The 16,375-nt window shown below is 36.0% G+C and carries 15 protein-coding genes and 1 pseudogene; 7 read left to right on the top strand and 9 right to left on the bottom strand.

Translation table 11 applies throughout. The annotated features are described in order from the left end of the window. Positions 1-34 precede the first annotated feature (34 nt). The 3 genes and pseudogenes from P9E47_RS15520 to P9E47_RS15510 all read right to left on the bottom strand — a co-directional run bounded on the left by P9E47_RS15520 (position 35) and on the right by P9E47_RS15510 (position 2,087). A complete protein-coding gene (locus P9E47_RS15520; RefSeq protein WP_003332032.1) occupies positions 35-796 on the bottom strand; it encodes an SDR family NAD(P)-dependent oxidoreductase in 762 nt (253 codons plus the stop codon). A gap of 13 nt (positions 797-809) precedes the next feature. Then, a pseudogene (locus P9E47_RS15515) lies at positions 810-1,535 on the bottom strand (restriction endonuclease PLD domain-containing protein); the annotation flags it as partial. A 48-nt stretch (positions 1,536-1,583) separates the two neighbouring features. Next, positions 1,584-2,087 carry a hypothetical protein gene (locus tag P9E47_RS15510; protein WP_326163933.1) on the bottom strand — a complete coding sequence of 168 codons (504 nt, stop codon included), beginning with the start codon at positions 2,085-2,087 and terminating at the stop codon, positions 1,584-1,586. 120 nt (positions 2,088-2,207) lie between these two features. Here P9E47_RS15510 and P9E47_RS15505 point away from each other — a divergent pair, with 120 nt between their 5' ends. Then, complete coding sequence (locus P9E47_RS15505) at positions 2,208-3,341, top strand: SLC13 family permease (protein WP_326163932.1); 1,134 nt, start codon at positions 2,208-2,210, stop codon at positions 3,339-3,341. Positions 3,342-3,394: 53 nt separating this feature from the next. Here the strand turns inward: P9E47_RS15505 and P9E47_RS15500 are convergent, their stop codons facing one another. Continuing rightward, the gene (locus P9E47_RS15500) at positions 3,395-6,592 is read right to left on the bottom strand and encodes a DEAD/DEAH box helicase (RefSeq protein WP_326163931.1); all 3,198 of its coding nucleotides are present in this window, start codon (positions 6,590-6,592) and stop codon (positions 3,395-3,397) included. A gap of 426 nt (positions 6,593-7,018) precedes the next feature. Between P9E47_RS15500 and brnQ the strand changes: the two genes are divergently transcribed. The 5 genes from brnQ (at position 7,019) to P9E47_RS15475 (ending at position 12,636) form a co-directional block, all read left to right on the top strand. After that, a complete protein-coding gene (brnQ, locus tag P9E47_RS15495; RefSeq protein WP_035194718.1) occupies positions 7,019-8,365 on the top strand; it encodes a branched-chain amino acid transport system II carrier protein in 1,347 nt (448 codons plus the stop codon). A 223-nt stretch (positions 8,366-8,588) separates the two neighbouring features. Then, a complete protein-coding gene (locus P9E47_RS15490; protein ID WP_035194720.1) occupies positions 8,589-10,130 on the top strand; it encodes a spore germination protein in 1,542 nt (513 codons plus the stop codon). 7 nt (positions 10,131-10,137) lie between these two features. Further along, positions 10,138-11,244 (top strand): GerAB/ArcD/ProY family transporter, encoded by a 1,107-nt coding sequence (locus P9E47_RS15485; protein ID WP_003332041.1) that lies wholly within the window; start codon positions 10,138-10,140, stop codon positions 11,242-11,244. After that, entirely contained in the window at positions 11,222-12,475 is a 1,254-nt protein-coding gene (locus P9E47_RS15480) for a Ger(x)C family spore germination protein (RefSeq protein ID WP_003332042.1), read from the top strand. The genes P9E47_RS15485 and P9E47_RS15480 overlap by 23 nt, the downstream gene beginning before the upstream one ends. 2 nt (positions 12,476-12,477) lie before the next feature. Then, positions 12,478-12,636: a hypothetical protein gene (locus P9E47_RS15475; RefSeq protein ID WP_326163930.1), complete on the top strand. Its 159-nt coding sequence runs from the start codon at positions 12,478-12,480 to the stop codon at positions 12,634-12,636. A 173-nt stretch (positions 12,637-12,809) separates the two neighbouring features. Here P9E47_RS15475 and P9E47_RS22970 read toward each other — a convergent pair whose 3' ends face one another. The 3 genes from P9E47_RS22970 to P9E47_RS15465 are packed head-to-tail and all read right to left on the bottom strand — an operon-like array spanning position 12,810 to position 14,500. Then, on the bottom strand, positions 12,810-12,917 hold the full coding sequence (locus tag P9E47_RS22970) for a 2Fe-2S iron-sulfur cluster-binding protein (RefSeq protein ID WP_161773177.1): 108 nt from the start codon (positions 12,915-12,917) through the stop codon (positions 12,810-12,812). Continuing rightward, a complete protein-coding gene (locus tag P9E47_RS15470) occupies positions 12,884-13,045 on the bottom strand; it encodes a hypothetical protein (protein ID WP_326163928.1) in 162 nt (53 codons plus the stop codon). Before P9E47_RS15470 ends, P9E47_RS22970 begins: the two co-directional genes overlap by 34 nt. A gap of 24 nt (positions 13,046-13,069) precedes the next feature. Beyond that, positions 13,070-14,500, bottom strand: coding sequence for a PQQ-dependent sugar dehydrogenase (locus P9E47_RS15465; RefSeq protein ID WP_326163927.1), 1,431 nt, complete (start codon positions 14,498-14,500; stop codon positions 13,070-13,072). Between the two features lie 207 nt (positions 14,501-14,707). Between P9E47_RS15465 and P9E47_RS15460 the strand changes: the two genes are divergently transcribed. Then, entirely contained in the window at positions 14,708-14,959 is a 252-nt protein-coding gene (locus tag P9E47_RS15460; RefSeq protein ID WP_035194727.1) for a hypothetical protein, read from the top strand. Between the two features lie 136 nt (positions 14,960-15,095). On the opposite strand, the gene P9E47_RS15455 is transcribed toward P9E47_RS15460, so the two are convergent. Both P9E47_RS15455 and P9E47_RS15450 read right to left on the bottom strand, forming a co-directional pair. Next, positions 15,096-15,689: a peroxiredoxin gene (locus tag P9E47_RS15455; RefSeq protein WP_081585713.1), complete on the bottom strand. Its 594-nt coding sequence runs from the start codon at positions 15,687-15,689 to the stop codon at positions 15,096-15,098. A gap of 110 nt (positions 15,690-15,799) precedes the next feature. Beyond that, entirely contained in the window at positions 15,800-16,360 is a 561-nt protein-coding gene (locus P9E47_RS15450; RefSeq protein ID WP_003332047.1) for a YybS family protein, read from the bottom strand. Between the last annotated feature and the right edge of the window lie 15 nt (positions 16,361-16,375).

Raw genomic sequence — 16,375 nt, 5'->3', positions numbered from 1 at the left:
ACCTGTAAATACTTGTGAATATGGTACTTTAGACCTAGAAATTCATCCTTGATTGTCCACCATCCACATTGAGGCTTGCTCCAACAATCCAAGAGGCCTTCTCAGAAGCAAGAAAAGCCACAACATTAGCAACTTCTTCAACTGCGCCAAAACGTCCTGCAGGAATTTCATTTTCCACAAATGCCTTAATTTTTTCCGGACTTTCTTCCATTCGCTTTTTCCAATTTCCCGTATCATGAAGAATACTTCCTGGCGCAACACTGTTTACGCGAATACCGTAACGGATCACTTCATCAGCGAGCGACTTGGTAAAGCTAATAAGAGCGGCTTTTGCATTATTATACGTAACCTTCCCACCACTTTCTCTTCCGAAAATCGAAGTAATATTAATGATAGCCCCGCTGCCATTTTTCTTCATCTGCTCAACAGCTAATTTACTTAAATGAACAGCTGAAAAATAATTCAGCTCCATCGCTACATGAAATAAATCCAGGTCTGTTTCTATTACTGTTCCACCGTTACTACCACCAGCATTATTAACAAGAATATCAATGGAGCCCTTCTTTTCGACAAAAGATCGAATTAGCTTTTCGCGTTCTTCAGTTTTTGTAATATCTGACTGAAAAATAGTAACCCCATCACCCAATTCTTCTTTTGCCTTTTTTAAAAAATCAACACTGCGCGCAGCAATCGCCACATTAGCACCTTCTGTAAGAAAAACCTTTGCAATCGCCTTTCCAATTCCTTTCGATCCGCCAGTAATAAGTACATTTTTTCCTTGTAATTGTAAATCCACCTTATACACCTCAATTATATGAATCTTTTTCAGTTACTTTAATATTCCATTCAAGCCCTGACGTTAAAGCTGGATTTGAAAGATTGGATGAGCCGATATAGGCAGTGCTGAAGCCTGTTTCTCTTTTGAACATATAAGCTTTGGCATGGAGCCTTGTGCGATCAACATCATAAGAAATTTTGATTTCAGTATTTGGCAGCTTGCTCAGTTCGATGATCGCCTTATAATCCGTGGCTTCCATGTACGATGTAGTTATGACCCTTAGTTCTTTGCCTGGCTAATTAGTAAAAGTTTGGAGTTCTTCTATAATACAACGTAAGCCGCTCCATTTGATAAATGAAACGAGCAGATCGATAGAATCAGCAGTTAGAATTTCCTTTTTCAATTCTCCCAGCATGTTCAGCTCATAATTAGAGCCGGTAAATAACGAACTTTGCGAAATCGGCGTAACGAGACGAATCACTTCACCTTTCTTTGATGCTTCTAATCGAATTCAGTTTTGAATAGACAGAGGTAAGCACTTCGCCTTCCTCTTCTATTTTTAATTCTTTAATTTAAGAGCACGCCTAGTTACGGCCGATATATACGATGATAGTAGTTTTCTGGCTTCTTCAGGATCAAGTGACTCCTTCCCTACTTCGTAATTATCTATATCTAATGTAGCTAGTTCGCTTTTAAGTTTTGTATTGATAATTTCTTCGTAAATTCCTTGTTTGACAATTTTCTGTCCATTCGCCATTTGTATATCAGCCTCATTTAACCGGCAACGTTGCTTTCTAATTCGATCTTATACGACTTCAATTATCCATATGATACTGCTAGACTGTAGCTCACGTAATTGTTCCTTAAGTGTTTTCTGTGAAGATTCAGTTATGTTGTTGTCATCTGAGTTTCCCCCGTGTAAAACTTTCTTTCCCGCTTCCTTCATTTCTAGATAAAGCTTCTTATAAAACTCTATTGTTTCGTTATTATTTTTCATGGAATTCTTAATAAGATCTTCTACTTCTTTCTTAGTAACCCCATTCGTATCAAGAATCTCGAAATTTTTCTTTTTTAATGATAGTCTAACTGCATAATGAGCTCCTTTTTCACTTTCAATTTCCTTATTTTCTGTATATATAAGAACAACATCATTACATTTACAGCTAGGATTCATGCAATAAAGATCTTCAATATAATATAGTACACCGTTTTCTTTAGTGCCAAGCGCCAACCCATCTGTCACATTGAAAACTTCTAAATAACTAAACGTATTTCCACTTAAAATATCAGATGGTTTTAAAAATTTCACAATTCATCAGTTCTTTTTTTCAAAATAAATCACTTGCATTTAACTTATTCCCAACCTGAAAAGTACATGGTAGAATCATATCATTGTTTTCGTACTATATAAAGTTGCTGGTGGTGGGCTGTGAAAGAATCTGTACTCATTCAAAATAAAAAAAAAATCAATATAAATTTTAGCTTTTTCATAAAAGACAAGGTGTTTACGATTTCGCTTTTATTAGCAATTGCAAGCTGTTTCATTCATCCTCCAAAATTGGAGTATGTTAATATTCATGTTTTGGTCAGTTTATTTAGTCTTATGATTGCGATTAAAGCACTGGATGAACATAGAGTACTAGACAAAATTGCGATCAGCATCGTAAGTAGATGTAATAGTAGTAAATCTGTTTCAGCTATACTCATTTTCTTATGTTTTTTCAGTTCAATGTTTGTCACAAACGATGTGGCGTTACTGACTTTTGTACCATTGACCCTTGTTATCAGCAAACGGACAAGTACGCCCATGATGGAGACGATTATTCTGCTAACCATTGCTGCCAATATTGGGAGCAGCTTGACACCCATGGGAAATCCACAGAATTTATTTATCTATGCTCATTATGGGCTAAACCCGACGACTTTTTTTAACACCGCCTTCTCCATCGCAGTTCTTGGAATTGTAGCTCTTTATTTTTTGATTGATAGACTTCATGGGAAGCAATTGAAAGTGAATCTGGCTCCAATACGGGTCAAGAATCGAAAAACAGCAATGATTTGGGGACTAGTCTTAGCTGTCATCATTATGTCTATTTTCGGGGTCATAAGTGATCAAATTGCGTTCGTCGTCACTTTGGTAACCGTCTTTCTTTTTAATAAAAAATTATTGATGAAGATCGATTATTCTTTGCTTTTAACTTTTATTTGTCTTTTTATTTTTGTTGGAAACATCTCGCATACAAATGCTGTACAGGCGGTTGCTAGTGCAAGTCTAAAAGACTCAAGTTCAGTCTATTTCAGCTCTATTTTGTTAAGCCAATTGATCAGTAATGTCCCTGCCTCAATCCTTCTTGCAGAATTCACGATCGATTGGAAACCATTATTATTGGGAGTGAATATCGGGGGATTAGGAACGATCATCGCTTCGATGGCCAGCGTCATCTCTTACAAACTATATATTCAGGTAAACCCTAAAGAGACAAAAAAGTATTTACTAACATTTAGTTTCTATAACTTTTCTTTTTTAGCATTTTTTACTTTTGTTCAGTATTTTATTTTATAGGAACACGGTGACAGTTCGGTTCCCGTGTTCCATTTCGGTTGATGACTAACAAGCTAACTCAACAAATCCCGAATATCTTCTTCTGTAAGTGTCACCAAATGTCCATTTTTCGGATTAATGACTTCCTCTATCAGATGCCGCTTCCTATCTTGCAATTCATTCATCTTTTCCTCAATTGTCCCTTTGGCTACAAGCTTGATTACCTGAACTGTTTGTTTTTGGCCTATGCGATGTGCGCGGTCTGCCGCTTGTTCTTCGACGGCAGGATTCCACCAGCTATCATAAAAGATAACGGTGTCTGCACCGGTTAAATTAAGTCCTGTCCCACCTGCCTTTAAGGAAATCAGAAATATGTCACGTTCACCAGCATTATACCTATTACATAACTCAAGCCTCTCCTCTGATGGAGTCTGCCCATCTAAATAGAAATGAGAGATTTCTTGAATAGCTAGTTCTTGCCCTATCATTTGTAGCATCTTCGTAAATTGAGAGAAAATCAACAGACGACGTCCGGAACGTCTTGCATCTTCAACAATCTGCAGTAGCTGTTCAAATTTTGCCGAAGTTCCTGTATAACCATCTACAAAAAGTCGAGGATGACAGCAAATTTGACGCAGTCTCGTTAAACCAGCTAGGACTTTAATACGATTCTTCCTTATCGTTTCCTTATCCAAATGTTTTAGAGTTTTATGACGTAGTTTTGCCAGATAAGCAGCATAAAGTTTCTTCTGTTCTGGTAGTAATTCGCTCATTTCCAATACTTCCTTTTTCCGAGGTAATTCATCAAGAACATCCTCTTTGACCCTACGCAGCATAAAGGGGCGAATCCTCCGCGCAATCTGTTTATTCGTTAATTCACTATACTCTCTTAATCCTAGAAATAATTCGGGAAAAACGACATGAAAGATAGACCATAGTTCCTCCAACGCGTTTTCCATCGGTGTGCCCGTTAAAGCAAAACGATGATTTGCCTGTAGTTTTTTCACAGCACGAGCGGTTTGGGTAAGGGGATTTTTAAACACTTGTGCTTCATCAAAAAATACAACATGAAATTCCTGCTTCACGTACCAACTCAGATCACTTCGTAATAAAGGATAACTTGTGATAAGCACGTCTATACCGTCAAGTTCGGTTTGCAGTTTTACTCGTTCAGACTTGGTCCCATCCATAATTACCGTCCCAATATCGGGTGCAAATTTCATAATTTCGCTTTGCCAATTGTACGTAACAGACGAAGGACACACAATCAAGGCCGGTTGTCCTTTTTCACTAATAATCGAAAGTTCAGATAAAATAAAGGCGATGCTTTGAACCGTCTTCCCAAGTCCCATTGAGTCTGCCAGAATTCCTCCAAATCCATAACTAGCAAGAGTTTTCATCCAATTAAACCCGTGCTTTTGATAGTTTCGCAAAATTCCCTCTAGCTGCGCTGGAACGTTAAACTGCAATCGTTCTGGATGTTGAAGTTTCTCTATAAACTCCCGAAATGATGCTTCGTGTGATACAACATCATTATCCTCAAAATAATTAAGTAGCCTAAGTCCTTCGACAACAGGTACTTCGAAGCGCTCTTCCCATTCATCGTCTTGAACAGGGACAGCATGCAAGAAACGTTTGATTTCTTCCATCTCTTTCGTCTCTAAAGATAGCAACGCACCATCACGCAGGCGGTAGTACTTCCGTTTTTCTTCCAGTGCTGCTAAGACTTCTTTGATCTCCGTCTCGGGAATACCGTCAATCTTAAACGAAAACTCAAGCAAGTGGTTCCGTTCCTTATAATGCCTCACCTTGATTTTCGGTATCGTAGTTTTTGGTACAATCCGTATCCGTACGGCAGTTGTCGCATACACCTGTACGACTTTCTGCAATTTCGGTAATACATGGTACAAAAAGTTATATTCTAATTCTTCATTTTGTAAATAGTAGCCACTTTCCGTTTGGCTATACTGGCTCTCCTCCATCAGTTTAAGAATGACTTCTTCCTTCTCCATATCTCGAATAACCATCGATCCTACTTTTGGTTGCCGATAATCTAGTGGATTGATGACAACATTTTTATAATGAAACTCTAGTCCTGCTAGCAGGCGATTTTTCACACGATCTAAATAGAGCTTTGCCTGTAACGGAGTTTTATGAAGCTGTGCGGTAATATCCCCGGATAAATGAACCTCCCCTATATTTCTTAAGATTGGCAATAGTTTTTCCAAATAATATTTCAATTGATGACTGGGTATTAGAATTTCATTCGTTCTGGAATTCTCCAGTATTCGCTTTAATTCATGGAGCCGTTCCACTTCTCCTCTTTTTATAACAACGGCTTTTCCAGCAAAAAGGACGGTGTCATATTCTTTTAAAATCATCATCTGGCTCAGACCGTGAATAATGAGTTGGTACCCGTTTTCTTCTGTACCCGTAAATTCAAATGTTAACGGCAACGGTTCATCGGTAACACGGAATTGTTGATAGCTTTTTCCACTATATTGTAAGTTTACTTGTGGGGCACGTACTAATAGCGGTTCGACATTTTTCCAGAATGATGCCGGAACAAGTAACATCCTTTTGTCCTGATGAACCGCCGTAGTTGGTAATGCCTGATGATACATTTTTTCGTCATCCATAACAAGAATGAGCTGATCAATAATAGCGTTGGTTACACTATCAAAACAATGTTTATTTGGGTCGTATTGGAATTCGTTTGAGAGGGTGTGACATCTTCCTTCCTTAACACTTTCTAGAAAATCACGAATATCGGCTACTCTCTGTGCTGCAATGGAAATTTCGATACCAAATCGGGTATTTCCCCGAGCGGCAATGCCTTTACAGAAAATAATTGTTTCCAGTACTTGTCTATTTTCAAAATGGAGTTGTTGTCCACTTTTTAATGGTTGTTTCGACTCAAATAATTGTAGCAACCCTTCCGATAGCTCTCCCTCTGTTTGGTTAGCGGCAGTATGCTCTCCTTGTTTCATATCTTGCTGATGATGCTGCCAAGCAAGTAATACCGCAGCAACATGTTGGCAATCTTTATCTATAGAAGAAAGTGAAGGGCAGCTACAGGTTGCTTGAAATCCTTCTGAATCTTTCTCAAGGTGAACTTGGAAATACTCGACTCCATGGACTATAGCTTGTAATGAAGTAGGAGTTACTTCTTCTATCACTACTTTTCCGTTACGATAAAAGGCCTCTCCTCTTTTAAAGGAGACAGCCCCACAACGCTCTTTGATGATTTTTTGATTGAGTTTAATTTTCACTAGGTTGCCTCCTTTCATTTAAAACGGACTTTAAATTTACTTCTATAAATTTATCATGAAGAATAATTTCTCGCTAGATTAACATCAATGATTGGTTTATGGTTATTAAGTGTTTCAAATTACCTTTAATCACTTTAATAATATAGTAATACTATTATATTTAAACATCTATAAAAGAATAACATTAAGCGAAAATCCAAGATTACTTGTCAGAAAATTGTCACTTTTGGTATTTTTATATAATTCGATTTTTCAGAAATCTATTGCATAACCTTTATATTAGTGATATATTCTAATCACATGAAAAATTAAAAAATATTCTAACAAAATAATATCGATTCAGTTATCAGAAAAATAAAATAATTATATTGTTATTTCAATATTAAAATAGTTGAATATTTTTTATTATTAATGGAGGTCTTATTTATGGCATCAAGAAATTCATTCTCATTTGTCGTTTCAGTAGGTTTTATGTTATTTGCGCTATTCTTTGGAGCTGGAAACTTAATATTCCCTGTTATGCTTGGGCAAATGGCAGGAGAAAATGTTTGGGCTGCAAATGCTGGCTTTATCGTAACCGGAGTTGGATTACCAGTTCTAGGCGTTCTTGCATTGGGATTCTCTGGGAAAAACGACTTGCAATCTCTAGCAAGTAGAGTTCATCCTATATATGGAATTTTATTTACATGTGCGCTTTATCTTTCAATCGGCCCACTTTTTGCAATACCTAGAACGGCAACAGTATCTTATGAAATCGGAATTAAACCTTTCTTTGGAGACAATGCAGGGTCCTTACCTTTACTGATTTTTTCAATTGTCTTTTTTGCGATTACTTTATTCTTTTCACTAAAATCTTCTAAATTAGTTGATATTGTCGGAAAAGTGTTAACACCTATATTACTACTATCAATTGCTGTTCTTATTGTTGCTGTTTTCCTTAATCCAATTGGGGAAATTCAAGCACCAACTGAAAATTATTTAAATAATGCCTTTTTCAAAGGATTTCAAGAAGGGTATTTAACAATGGATGCACTTGCTGCTTTTGTATTTGGGATCATTATCATCAATACAATGAAGAATAGTGGTGCAGTTACGAAGAAGGAAATTATGACTTCCAGTTTGAAGGTTGCGCTTATTGCTGGCGGATTACTCGCGGCAATCTATTCTTCCCTTGCCTTTATGGGGGCAACAAGTGCTTCAGAACTAGGCATGTTAGATAATGGCGGTGCCATTCTTGCGGCAGTTTCCGCTCATTACTTTGGTTCATACGGAAATGCGTTACTTTCTATTATTGTAATTGCTGCTTGTTTAACAACTAGTATCGGCTTGATCACATCATGTGCAGCATATTTCAACAAATTAGTACCAAGTATTTCATATACAAGATGGGCAATCATTTTCACATTGTTTAGTACAGTCATTGCAAACTTTGGTTTATCAACATTAATTTCTATCTCAGTACCGGTTTTAGTCGCTCTTTATCCGTTAGCTATTTGCCTACTAGTGTTAACATTCCTTCACCCTCTATTTAAAGGCAAAAAAGCGGTCTATCAAGTTAGCATGTTATTAACTGGTATTGTAAGTGTATTTGATGGATTAAATGCGGCTGGCATTAAGGTACAGGTCATCAATGATCTATTTACTACTATTCTTCCACTGTATTCGGTAGGATTAGGTTGGATTTTGCCAGCGATTATTGGAGGACTCGTTGGGCTTGTCATCAATGCAGTCAAAAAAGCGGATTATCAAGTGTCACCAGTTGAAAATAATTAAAAGAAAAAATTTCAGGTTATCCATGGTGGAAAAGTGAATCAAGCCAGTTGAACAATCGACGCCTAAAATATGAAAGCATTTTGAACTGCTTGCGTATTTTAGGCTTTTTATATTATTGGGGTTTATTGAATGGTGCAATCAATACTGTCTGATCATTACCAAGACATAGTATGAATTATGAAACAATAGGAAAACTATGTAAAAAGGGGTCTGGAGTGCCGATATGCTAAATCATTTATATAAAAAATACAAGGATAAGTTTCAAGACCAAAAGGATTATCCCGAACAATCATCACTTGATGATATTCAAAGAAAGAATCAGAATATTGATTCTGTACTTGAAAATAATATCTCAATAATTAAAAAGATGTATTCAATACCAGAAAATAGTGATGTTAAAATCCATAATTTCACTATTAATGGTTTAAATAAAAAGGCTGCACTCTTATTTATTTCAACTATTTCTGACGTAAGGGTGATCAGTGAACATATTATAGAGCCTCTTTTACGCAATGAAAATTCTATAAAATCAATCAAAGATATTATACAGGTCCAATCAATTTCTGAGATAAAAAAAATAAAGGATGTAACGGATGGTGCAAATCAAGGAAATACAGTCCTTTTTGTTGATAGTGATCATCAAGCATATGTAATAGGGACTTCCAATTTTCAAAGTAGATCTGTTGAAAAAGCTGAAAATGAAAATGTTGTAAAAGGACCAAAGGAAGCATTTAATGAAAAAGTAACGACAAATATTTCATTGATTCGTAAGAAAATTAAAAATGAAAATCTTATAGTAGAAACAACGCAAGTCTCAGTACGCTCAAAAAATGAGTTATATATTTTATACATAAAGGATCTTGCAAATGATAAGCTGGTTAAAAATATTAAAGAGAGGGTCAGTGCATTAGAGGTTGATGCAATCCAAAATCTTAGCTTGTTAGAACAGTATATAGAGGAAAGACCAGCCTCTATTTTTCCAAGTATTCTATACACGGAGAGACCTGACCGTGCTGCTTCATTCTTGGAAGATGGGTATATCGTTCTACTCATGAATAATTCACCGGCATCTTTAATTCTACCAGCGACCTTTTGGGCCTTTATTCATAATCCCGAAGATCACTATTTACGTTTTATCTATGGTAATTTTATTAGAATTCTTCGTGTATCAGCATTATTTATTACACTTTTTGCTTCAGCAATTTACGTTTCTATCACAAATTATCATTCTGAAATGGTGCCAACTGACCTCCTATTAGCGATATCAGCAACGCGTGAAAAGGTCCCCTTTCCATCCTTTTTCGAAATTTTAATGATGGAAATAGCATTTGAGCTTATTAGAGAAGCTGGGTTACGAGTACCTAGCCCAATTGGACCGACAATCGGAATCGTCGGGGCGCTCATTCTAGGTCAGGCAGCCGTTCAAGCCAATATCGTGAGTCCAATTATCGTCATTGTTGTTGCATTAAGTGGGCTATGCTCATTCACCATTAGTGATATCAGTATGAATTTCGCCATTCGAATTATTCGGTTTGCCTTTATCCTCTCATCAGGATTATTTGGTATATATGGTATGGCATCTTTATTTACAATGGGCCTTGCTTATATGGTATCAATCAAATCATTCGGTGTTCCTTATTTGGCTCCAATGTCACCGAAATATCCATCATCAAAAGACACCATTATTAGACAATTATTAAAGAATGAAAAGATTCGTCCGGGTTATGTGAAACCGAAGGATCATATCAAAAAGCAGAGGAATTAGATACTCTATGGAGAAAACAGTTGGGAAAATTGGGATAAGAGAATATGTCGCAATCATTCTGCTTGTAGTTGGTGTGAAGCTCGCAGATGATACACCTGCCATTTTAGTTGAACCATTAGGTAGTGCGTACTGGATGGTACCACTGATAAATGGAATCTTATCTTTTATCCCAATTTATCTAATGATTAAGGTTATTACATTATATAAAAATAAAAATTTGCATGATTGTATCATTCATTTATTTGGAAAATATATTGGCAACAGCTTATCTACGATTTTGTTACTTCTCGGTATTTGTGCTCTAATCGTCGATTCTGCGGTTTATGTTGATATTATTAGTACAATGTACTTTACCAATTCACCACCATTAATAATTTTTGCTGTCTTAATGACTACTAGTGCTTATATTGCAAAAAAAGGGTTAGAGCATCTGGGTACTATTTCATGGTTAGTTCTTTTCTACCTTTTGATTTCCATTTTTATGGCTCTATTGTTTTCACTACAAGATGGCAATGGACACTTGATATTTCCTATTTTCGGTCCTGGTGCATGGGAGGTCATCAAAGAAAGTACGTCCCATGTGTCAATTTATGCTGATTTTTTCTTTTTGGGACTTATCGCGCCTTATCTTGTATCAGCTAAAGCTTTTAAAAAAGGGACGATTACCGGATTATGTATCGTATCGATTTTAATCTGTTTTTCCTTTCTTATTTATTTATTTGTATTTGATTATGAAGGTTTAAATATGGTGAATTACCCTTTTCATGAATTAATACGCTTAATTCGCCTTGGATTTTTAACCAACGTTGAAACCTTTTTCTTTCCATTTTGGGTAGTTGCCACATTTATTCGATTTTCTTTTTATTTGTATTTAATTGCACTTTTTTTGGGTAGGATTTGTAATATCAAAAACTTTGAATATCTAATCCCGACAATCGCAACAATTACCGTTATTATCGGTATGGCACCTGACGCCCCTACCTTTACTATTTTTACTTTAAGGGAAATGCTATTGGAAGTTACTAGCCCTGTGTTTCTGTTATTTCCTTGCTTCATGTGGTTAATTGCCAAATTAAAAGGGGAGTTTAAACATGATAAAGCAAATCACCATTAAGCCAATCCTAATATTTACAACTCTTTTAATTTTAACAGGTTGTTGGGATCAAGAGGAAATTGATCAAAGGGCCTATGTTCTAGGAATTGGATTAGATAAAACAAGTTATAAAGGCATTATTAAGGTCACCTATTTAATCTCTAATCCCGAGGCTGGATCGACCCAGGTAGGCGGAGGTTCACAGGAACCAACACATGAAACTATAACATTTAATGCACCGGATTTTATACGATCTCAAAATATTGCTAATGCTGTGATTGCAAAGACTATTACATATGATATATTAGATTTCTTTGTTGTTTCTGAGGATTTTGCAAAAGACAAAGATTTTATTCGTTGGATTTATGATGCTACAAAAGACCGTGACATTAGGAGGGATACAAGACTTATTATTACAAAAGAAATGGCAAATAAATTTATCGAAAATAATAAACCAAAACTTGAAACGAGAAGACATGAATATTTTGAAATAATGTTTAAGGATTCAATTAAAATAGGTTTAATACCTGATTCAACCATCCACAATTTCTTTCGAATAACAGAGGCAGATGCAGATCTTTTTATAACTGCCTATGCAACGACTGAGCAAGACGAAGATACTGCAGAACTAAATTCTGACCCGGAGTTAATAGCGGGAAAATTAAAGGTAACCGGAAATACTAATCCAGCACAATTTTTAGGCTCTGCAATTTTTAAGGAAGGAAGAATGATTGGAACATTGTCCGTGGAGGAAACTCGCATTGCTGAATTAATGAATACAGCCATGGAAATGCCTAGTTTTTTAGAGTCTTTTCCTGATCCTTTTATGGAGGGCTATTGGATTACTGCCCGGTATACACAAATAAATGACCCTGAAATAAAAGTTGACGTAACACAAAAAACTCCCAAAATACGTGTAAATCTTCCCTTATTGGTTGAAGTTTTAACAGACCATAGCATGGTTAATTATGCCAATAATAAAGATAAAAGAGATGAATTAAAGGAGCATATGAAAAAAAGGATTCAAGAACGTATTGCTGCACTTGTTAAAAGGACACAAGAAGAATTTCTAGGGCAACCATTCGGCTTTTCATTAGCTGCACGAAAGCATTTTTTAACCATTCCGCAATGGGAAAAATATGATTGGATGAAATCATATCCGGATGCAGTAATAGAAATTAGTGTAGATATTACATATGGTGAATTTGGACGACAAAGTGAATTACCTAGTTATCAAAGGGTTCGTGATTAAAAATGAAAATCTTTGTTTATGTGATGATGATTATCATATTCCTTTATACTGCTGGATTCTCAATTACATTATGGAAGGAAAAAAGTAAAGTAGGGTCAATCGTTGTATTTACACTTGCATTAGTGGTGGTCATTGCTCCTTTTTTTACAATTATTAAATAGTACGATCAAAAGTAACTAAAAAACACTCACAAACATTGATATTTCAACATTTGTGAGTGTGTCGATGTTCCAAAAATATTACAATTGTACCATTACTTAATCTTTGCTTGGCAACCAAGACGAAATCCGCTTTCAATTAAGTTGTCTAATTTCTTTATCTCAAGGCTATTTGTCTATTGAAGATCATTACGACCATTCACTGCCATTACTTTACATTTTCCACAAGTACCCTTTTTACACTTATAATTTAGAGATAATTTTTGTTCAAGAGCAGCCTCCAAGATAGATTGGCCTTTTTTATTTCTATTTGAAAATAACGACGGTTTTGTTTTATATCTATTCTTCCACTTGTTTCGCTGATAGTTAGAGTTTCCTCGATCGTTGTTTTATAAATCGTATGTGTGTTCATAGTATCAAACTTCAAGGCTATGAATTATGGAATAATTTCAAAAACGGTACCTTTGTTAAAATCTGTTACATTTCTAGAACCATGAACCCCTAAAAAAAGTCTGGTTTGATTCTGATTTGTTCCCAAACTAACATAATAGGCTGATTGAGTTCCATAATTATAATCGGTTTCAATAACATGAAAATCATTTAGTTTACAATCTGTTCTTATCCTTGTGTAAGCTAAAACCCCTCTAGCTGGTGTTTGAGTTTTTTGACTACGGACAAAATCAGTAAACACAACGTTTCCCGATAAAGTGGAGATACTATTCCCCATGTAAACTTGCACCCCTGTTAGTGAAATTCCTTCAAATTTATCAGGGCGGGGGTCTTTATGAAAATAACTTATTAGAGGCGGAATACGCTGAATGGAAGTGACCAATGTCTCATTGTAATAGGCAATTGTTTTCTCATCCATAGTCGAGTCTTCAGAGCAACCCCTTATAATTGAAGTGGGGAAAGCACCTTCCCATCCCCGCCAACCTAAGTTAATAAATCCGTTTTGGTCAGGTACAGAATTCGTTAAGGAAGCTTGAACAAGATGAGTAACCGGTATTGGTTTATAAGATGCGAATGAGAAAATCGACTCGACCAAATCCTGTCCGACATTTCCCACATATTTGATGTACCCATTTTGAAACCTTTGAAATGATATACCAGGTATGTTACGAACCCCTTTGGCAATTACCGTAAGCGTTTCTTGAATAGGTACAGGGAGTTCTTCAAAACGTGTGACAACAGGTGGATTTTGAATATATGGCATCTTATCTACATCAATTTCAATTATTTTACCGGCTATTTCCATATCATCCTGGCTTAAATTAAATGGATCATAGCCCGATCCACCATCTCCTGTTGTTAAAACCATTTTTCCTGTTTCAGGTGAAAAATTCAAGCTATTAACGCCGTTATGATTAAAAAATGGCCTTCTTAAGTTAAGTAATGTTCGTCGTTTTTGAGGTTGACCATTCGATTGTAAAATCCATTCTTCAACTGTATCAATATGATCATATTGAGTTTCTCTATTTATCCACCTCAGATTTAACGTTTTGGGATCACACGGATTAGGGGTAAAGCGTTCGGTAAGGGCACCTGGACCTTGTGTTCCAGCTACTGAATAATGAAGATAAAACAGACCGTTATAATAAAACTGGGGATGGAACGCTAGTCCAATCAATCCCCGTTCATCATATCCACCACGAGAAACACCTGGTTCAGATGTACCTAGTTTTATAATTCGCGAGCGAATATCTAAAAAAGTTTTTATCATCCCATTTCCTACATAAAAGATCTCCCCTACCTGAGTTGCAATAAATAATCTTTCAAATGAGTCACCTGGAAGTATAGTTGTTTTCAAAACAGTTGGTAAATTGATATGACTAACAATGGGCTGTAAACGAACTTTAACTTTCACCAATTAACTTCACACCCCTTTATGCTGTTCCTCGTATAAGAATATGATTTGAAATTTTCTATTAGTACGGTGACTCATTAATGGAGATTCAGCATTCCACATGTTTTAGTTATCACATAAAATTTTGTATTTTCAAAAAATAAAACTGGTATTAAAAGAATAAACACAGTATATTATAAATATAGTTTAAAAAACGAGGTGATTATCGTAATGGTTAGGAAAATTTGGAATTCATTTTGGTATCATAATGGAAAAGTAAGGCACCGAATTTGGCTTGACGATGACAGGTACATTGTTTCTTCTACGATCAAAAGTGTAACCGCTTACAATTATGGTAGTACCCCAGAAAACGCAAAAGAAGCTTCTCTTTTTAAACTTCAGAAAGTGCTGAATAAAAAAGAAAAGGACCGCAAATTTATTGCTAGAGAGAACGGCTATGTTGTACTATATCGAGTTAAATGAGAATTACGGTGACGGTTCTAGACACTGAAATAGTCCCGATTTTTTCCGGTACCATTCAAGAACCGTCCCTATGTTGATCCTCCTATTAAAACAAACCCAACTGTTTTGGTGAAAGCCCATCATATTCAATTAAACTTTAAATTCTACCAATGTACTTTGTATCTCTTGTAATTCCCGATTGACCCGGTACCCAATTTGCCGGAACAACCTCCCCAGTCTTTCTATTATATTGCAGACCTTGAATGATCCTTACTATTTCGAAAATATTTCTCCCGACATCCGGAGGATTAACAAATTCGGCAATCATCATTCCTTCTGGATCTATAATGATTGTTGCTCTGAATGCTGCACCAGTTTTCTCATCTAACACTCGATATGCTCTACTTATTTCTTGTGTTCTGTCACTTAGCAGCGGAAACTTTATCTTAGAAACAGTTGGAGAAACCTCGGTAAAAATTTTATGAGAAAATACACTATCCGTACTTATGGCCAGCACTTCAGTATTTAAGACTTTCAGTTGATCATAAATAGCAGCGACCGCTGCCAACTCCGTCGGTCAAACTAATGTAAAATCACTCGGATAAAAAAATAAGATCACCCATTTCCCACGAAAACTTTCTAGATGAATATCTTTCATTTTCTTTTCGATATTGTCGTAAGCTTCTGCTACAAACAGAGGTGCTTTATCCATTATTTGTGCGCAAAATGGTTGTACATCGTTCTTAGCCATAAAACACCCCCCTTTTAGATAGTTCAACACATTTATCCATATGCCCTGGACAAATTGTCGGTGTCTTCAATGATTAATTCAAGTACTCGACAATCCTATTCAGATGGTCACTAAATTATAAAGCCCCTTAATCTTTTGAAAAAGAATAGAGCAATCTCAACCCAGAGCCAGTTGTAAAATAGGGCAAATAAGAAGATACCACCTGTAGTAAGGTATGAAAAGGAATAGGATACAGCTGGACCAAGAACAGGGAAGCGGAAAATATAGAGTAAACTAATAATACCTGTCGTTAAGAGAATGGCACCAACAAAAATAATACTTACTCGTTTCTTGAAAAAGGAAAAAGCTGCTCCTATTCCTATTCCTAACAACCCAGTTGTAAAAGGAAACACGTTTAGTTCACTAGGTACCAAAATAAATAACAACAGAATAGTAAGAAAATAGGACATCACACCAACCGGAAGCGAAAACATAGCGCAGATCAGAATCGGTAAAGTGGCAAATGGGCTGATAAAGTATCCAATCCCTGGCAGAAAACCACCCGCTGCCTGAAGTACAGCAGCAAGACAAGCGAGAAAAGCTCCTAAAACAAGCATCCTTGTTTTTGTAAGATTACGAAACTGTAATTGGGCAACCTGAATATCATCTGAAATTGATCTTAAAAAATACATTTATCCACCCCGTTC

This window comes from Schinkia azotoformans, assembly GCF_035811335.1.
GTDB lineage: Bacteria > Bacillota > Bacilli > Bacillales > Bacillaceae_J > Schinkia > Schinkia azotoformans.
The sequence above is the reverse complement of the archived record's forward strand: the minus strand, read 5'-3'. Positions and strand labels throughout refer to the sequence as shown.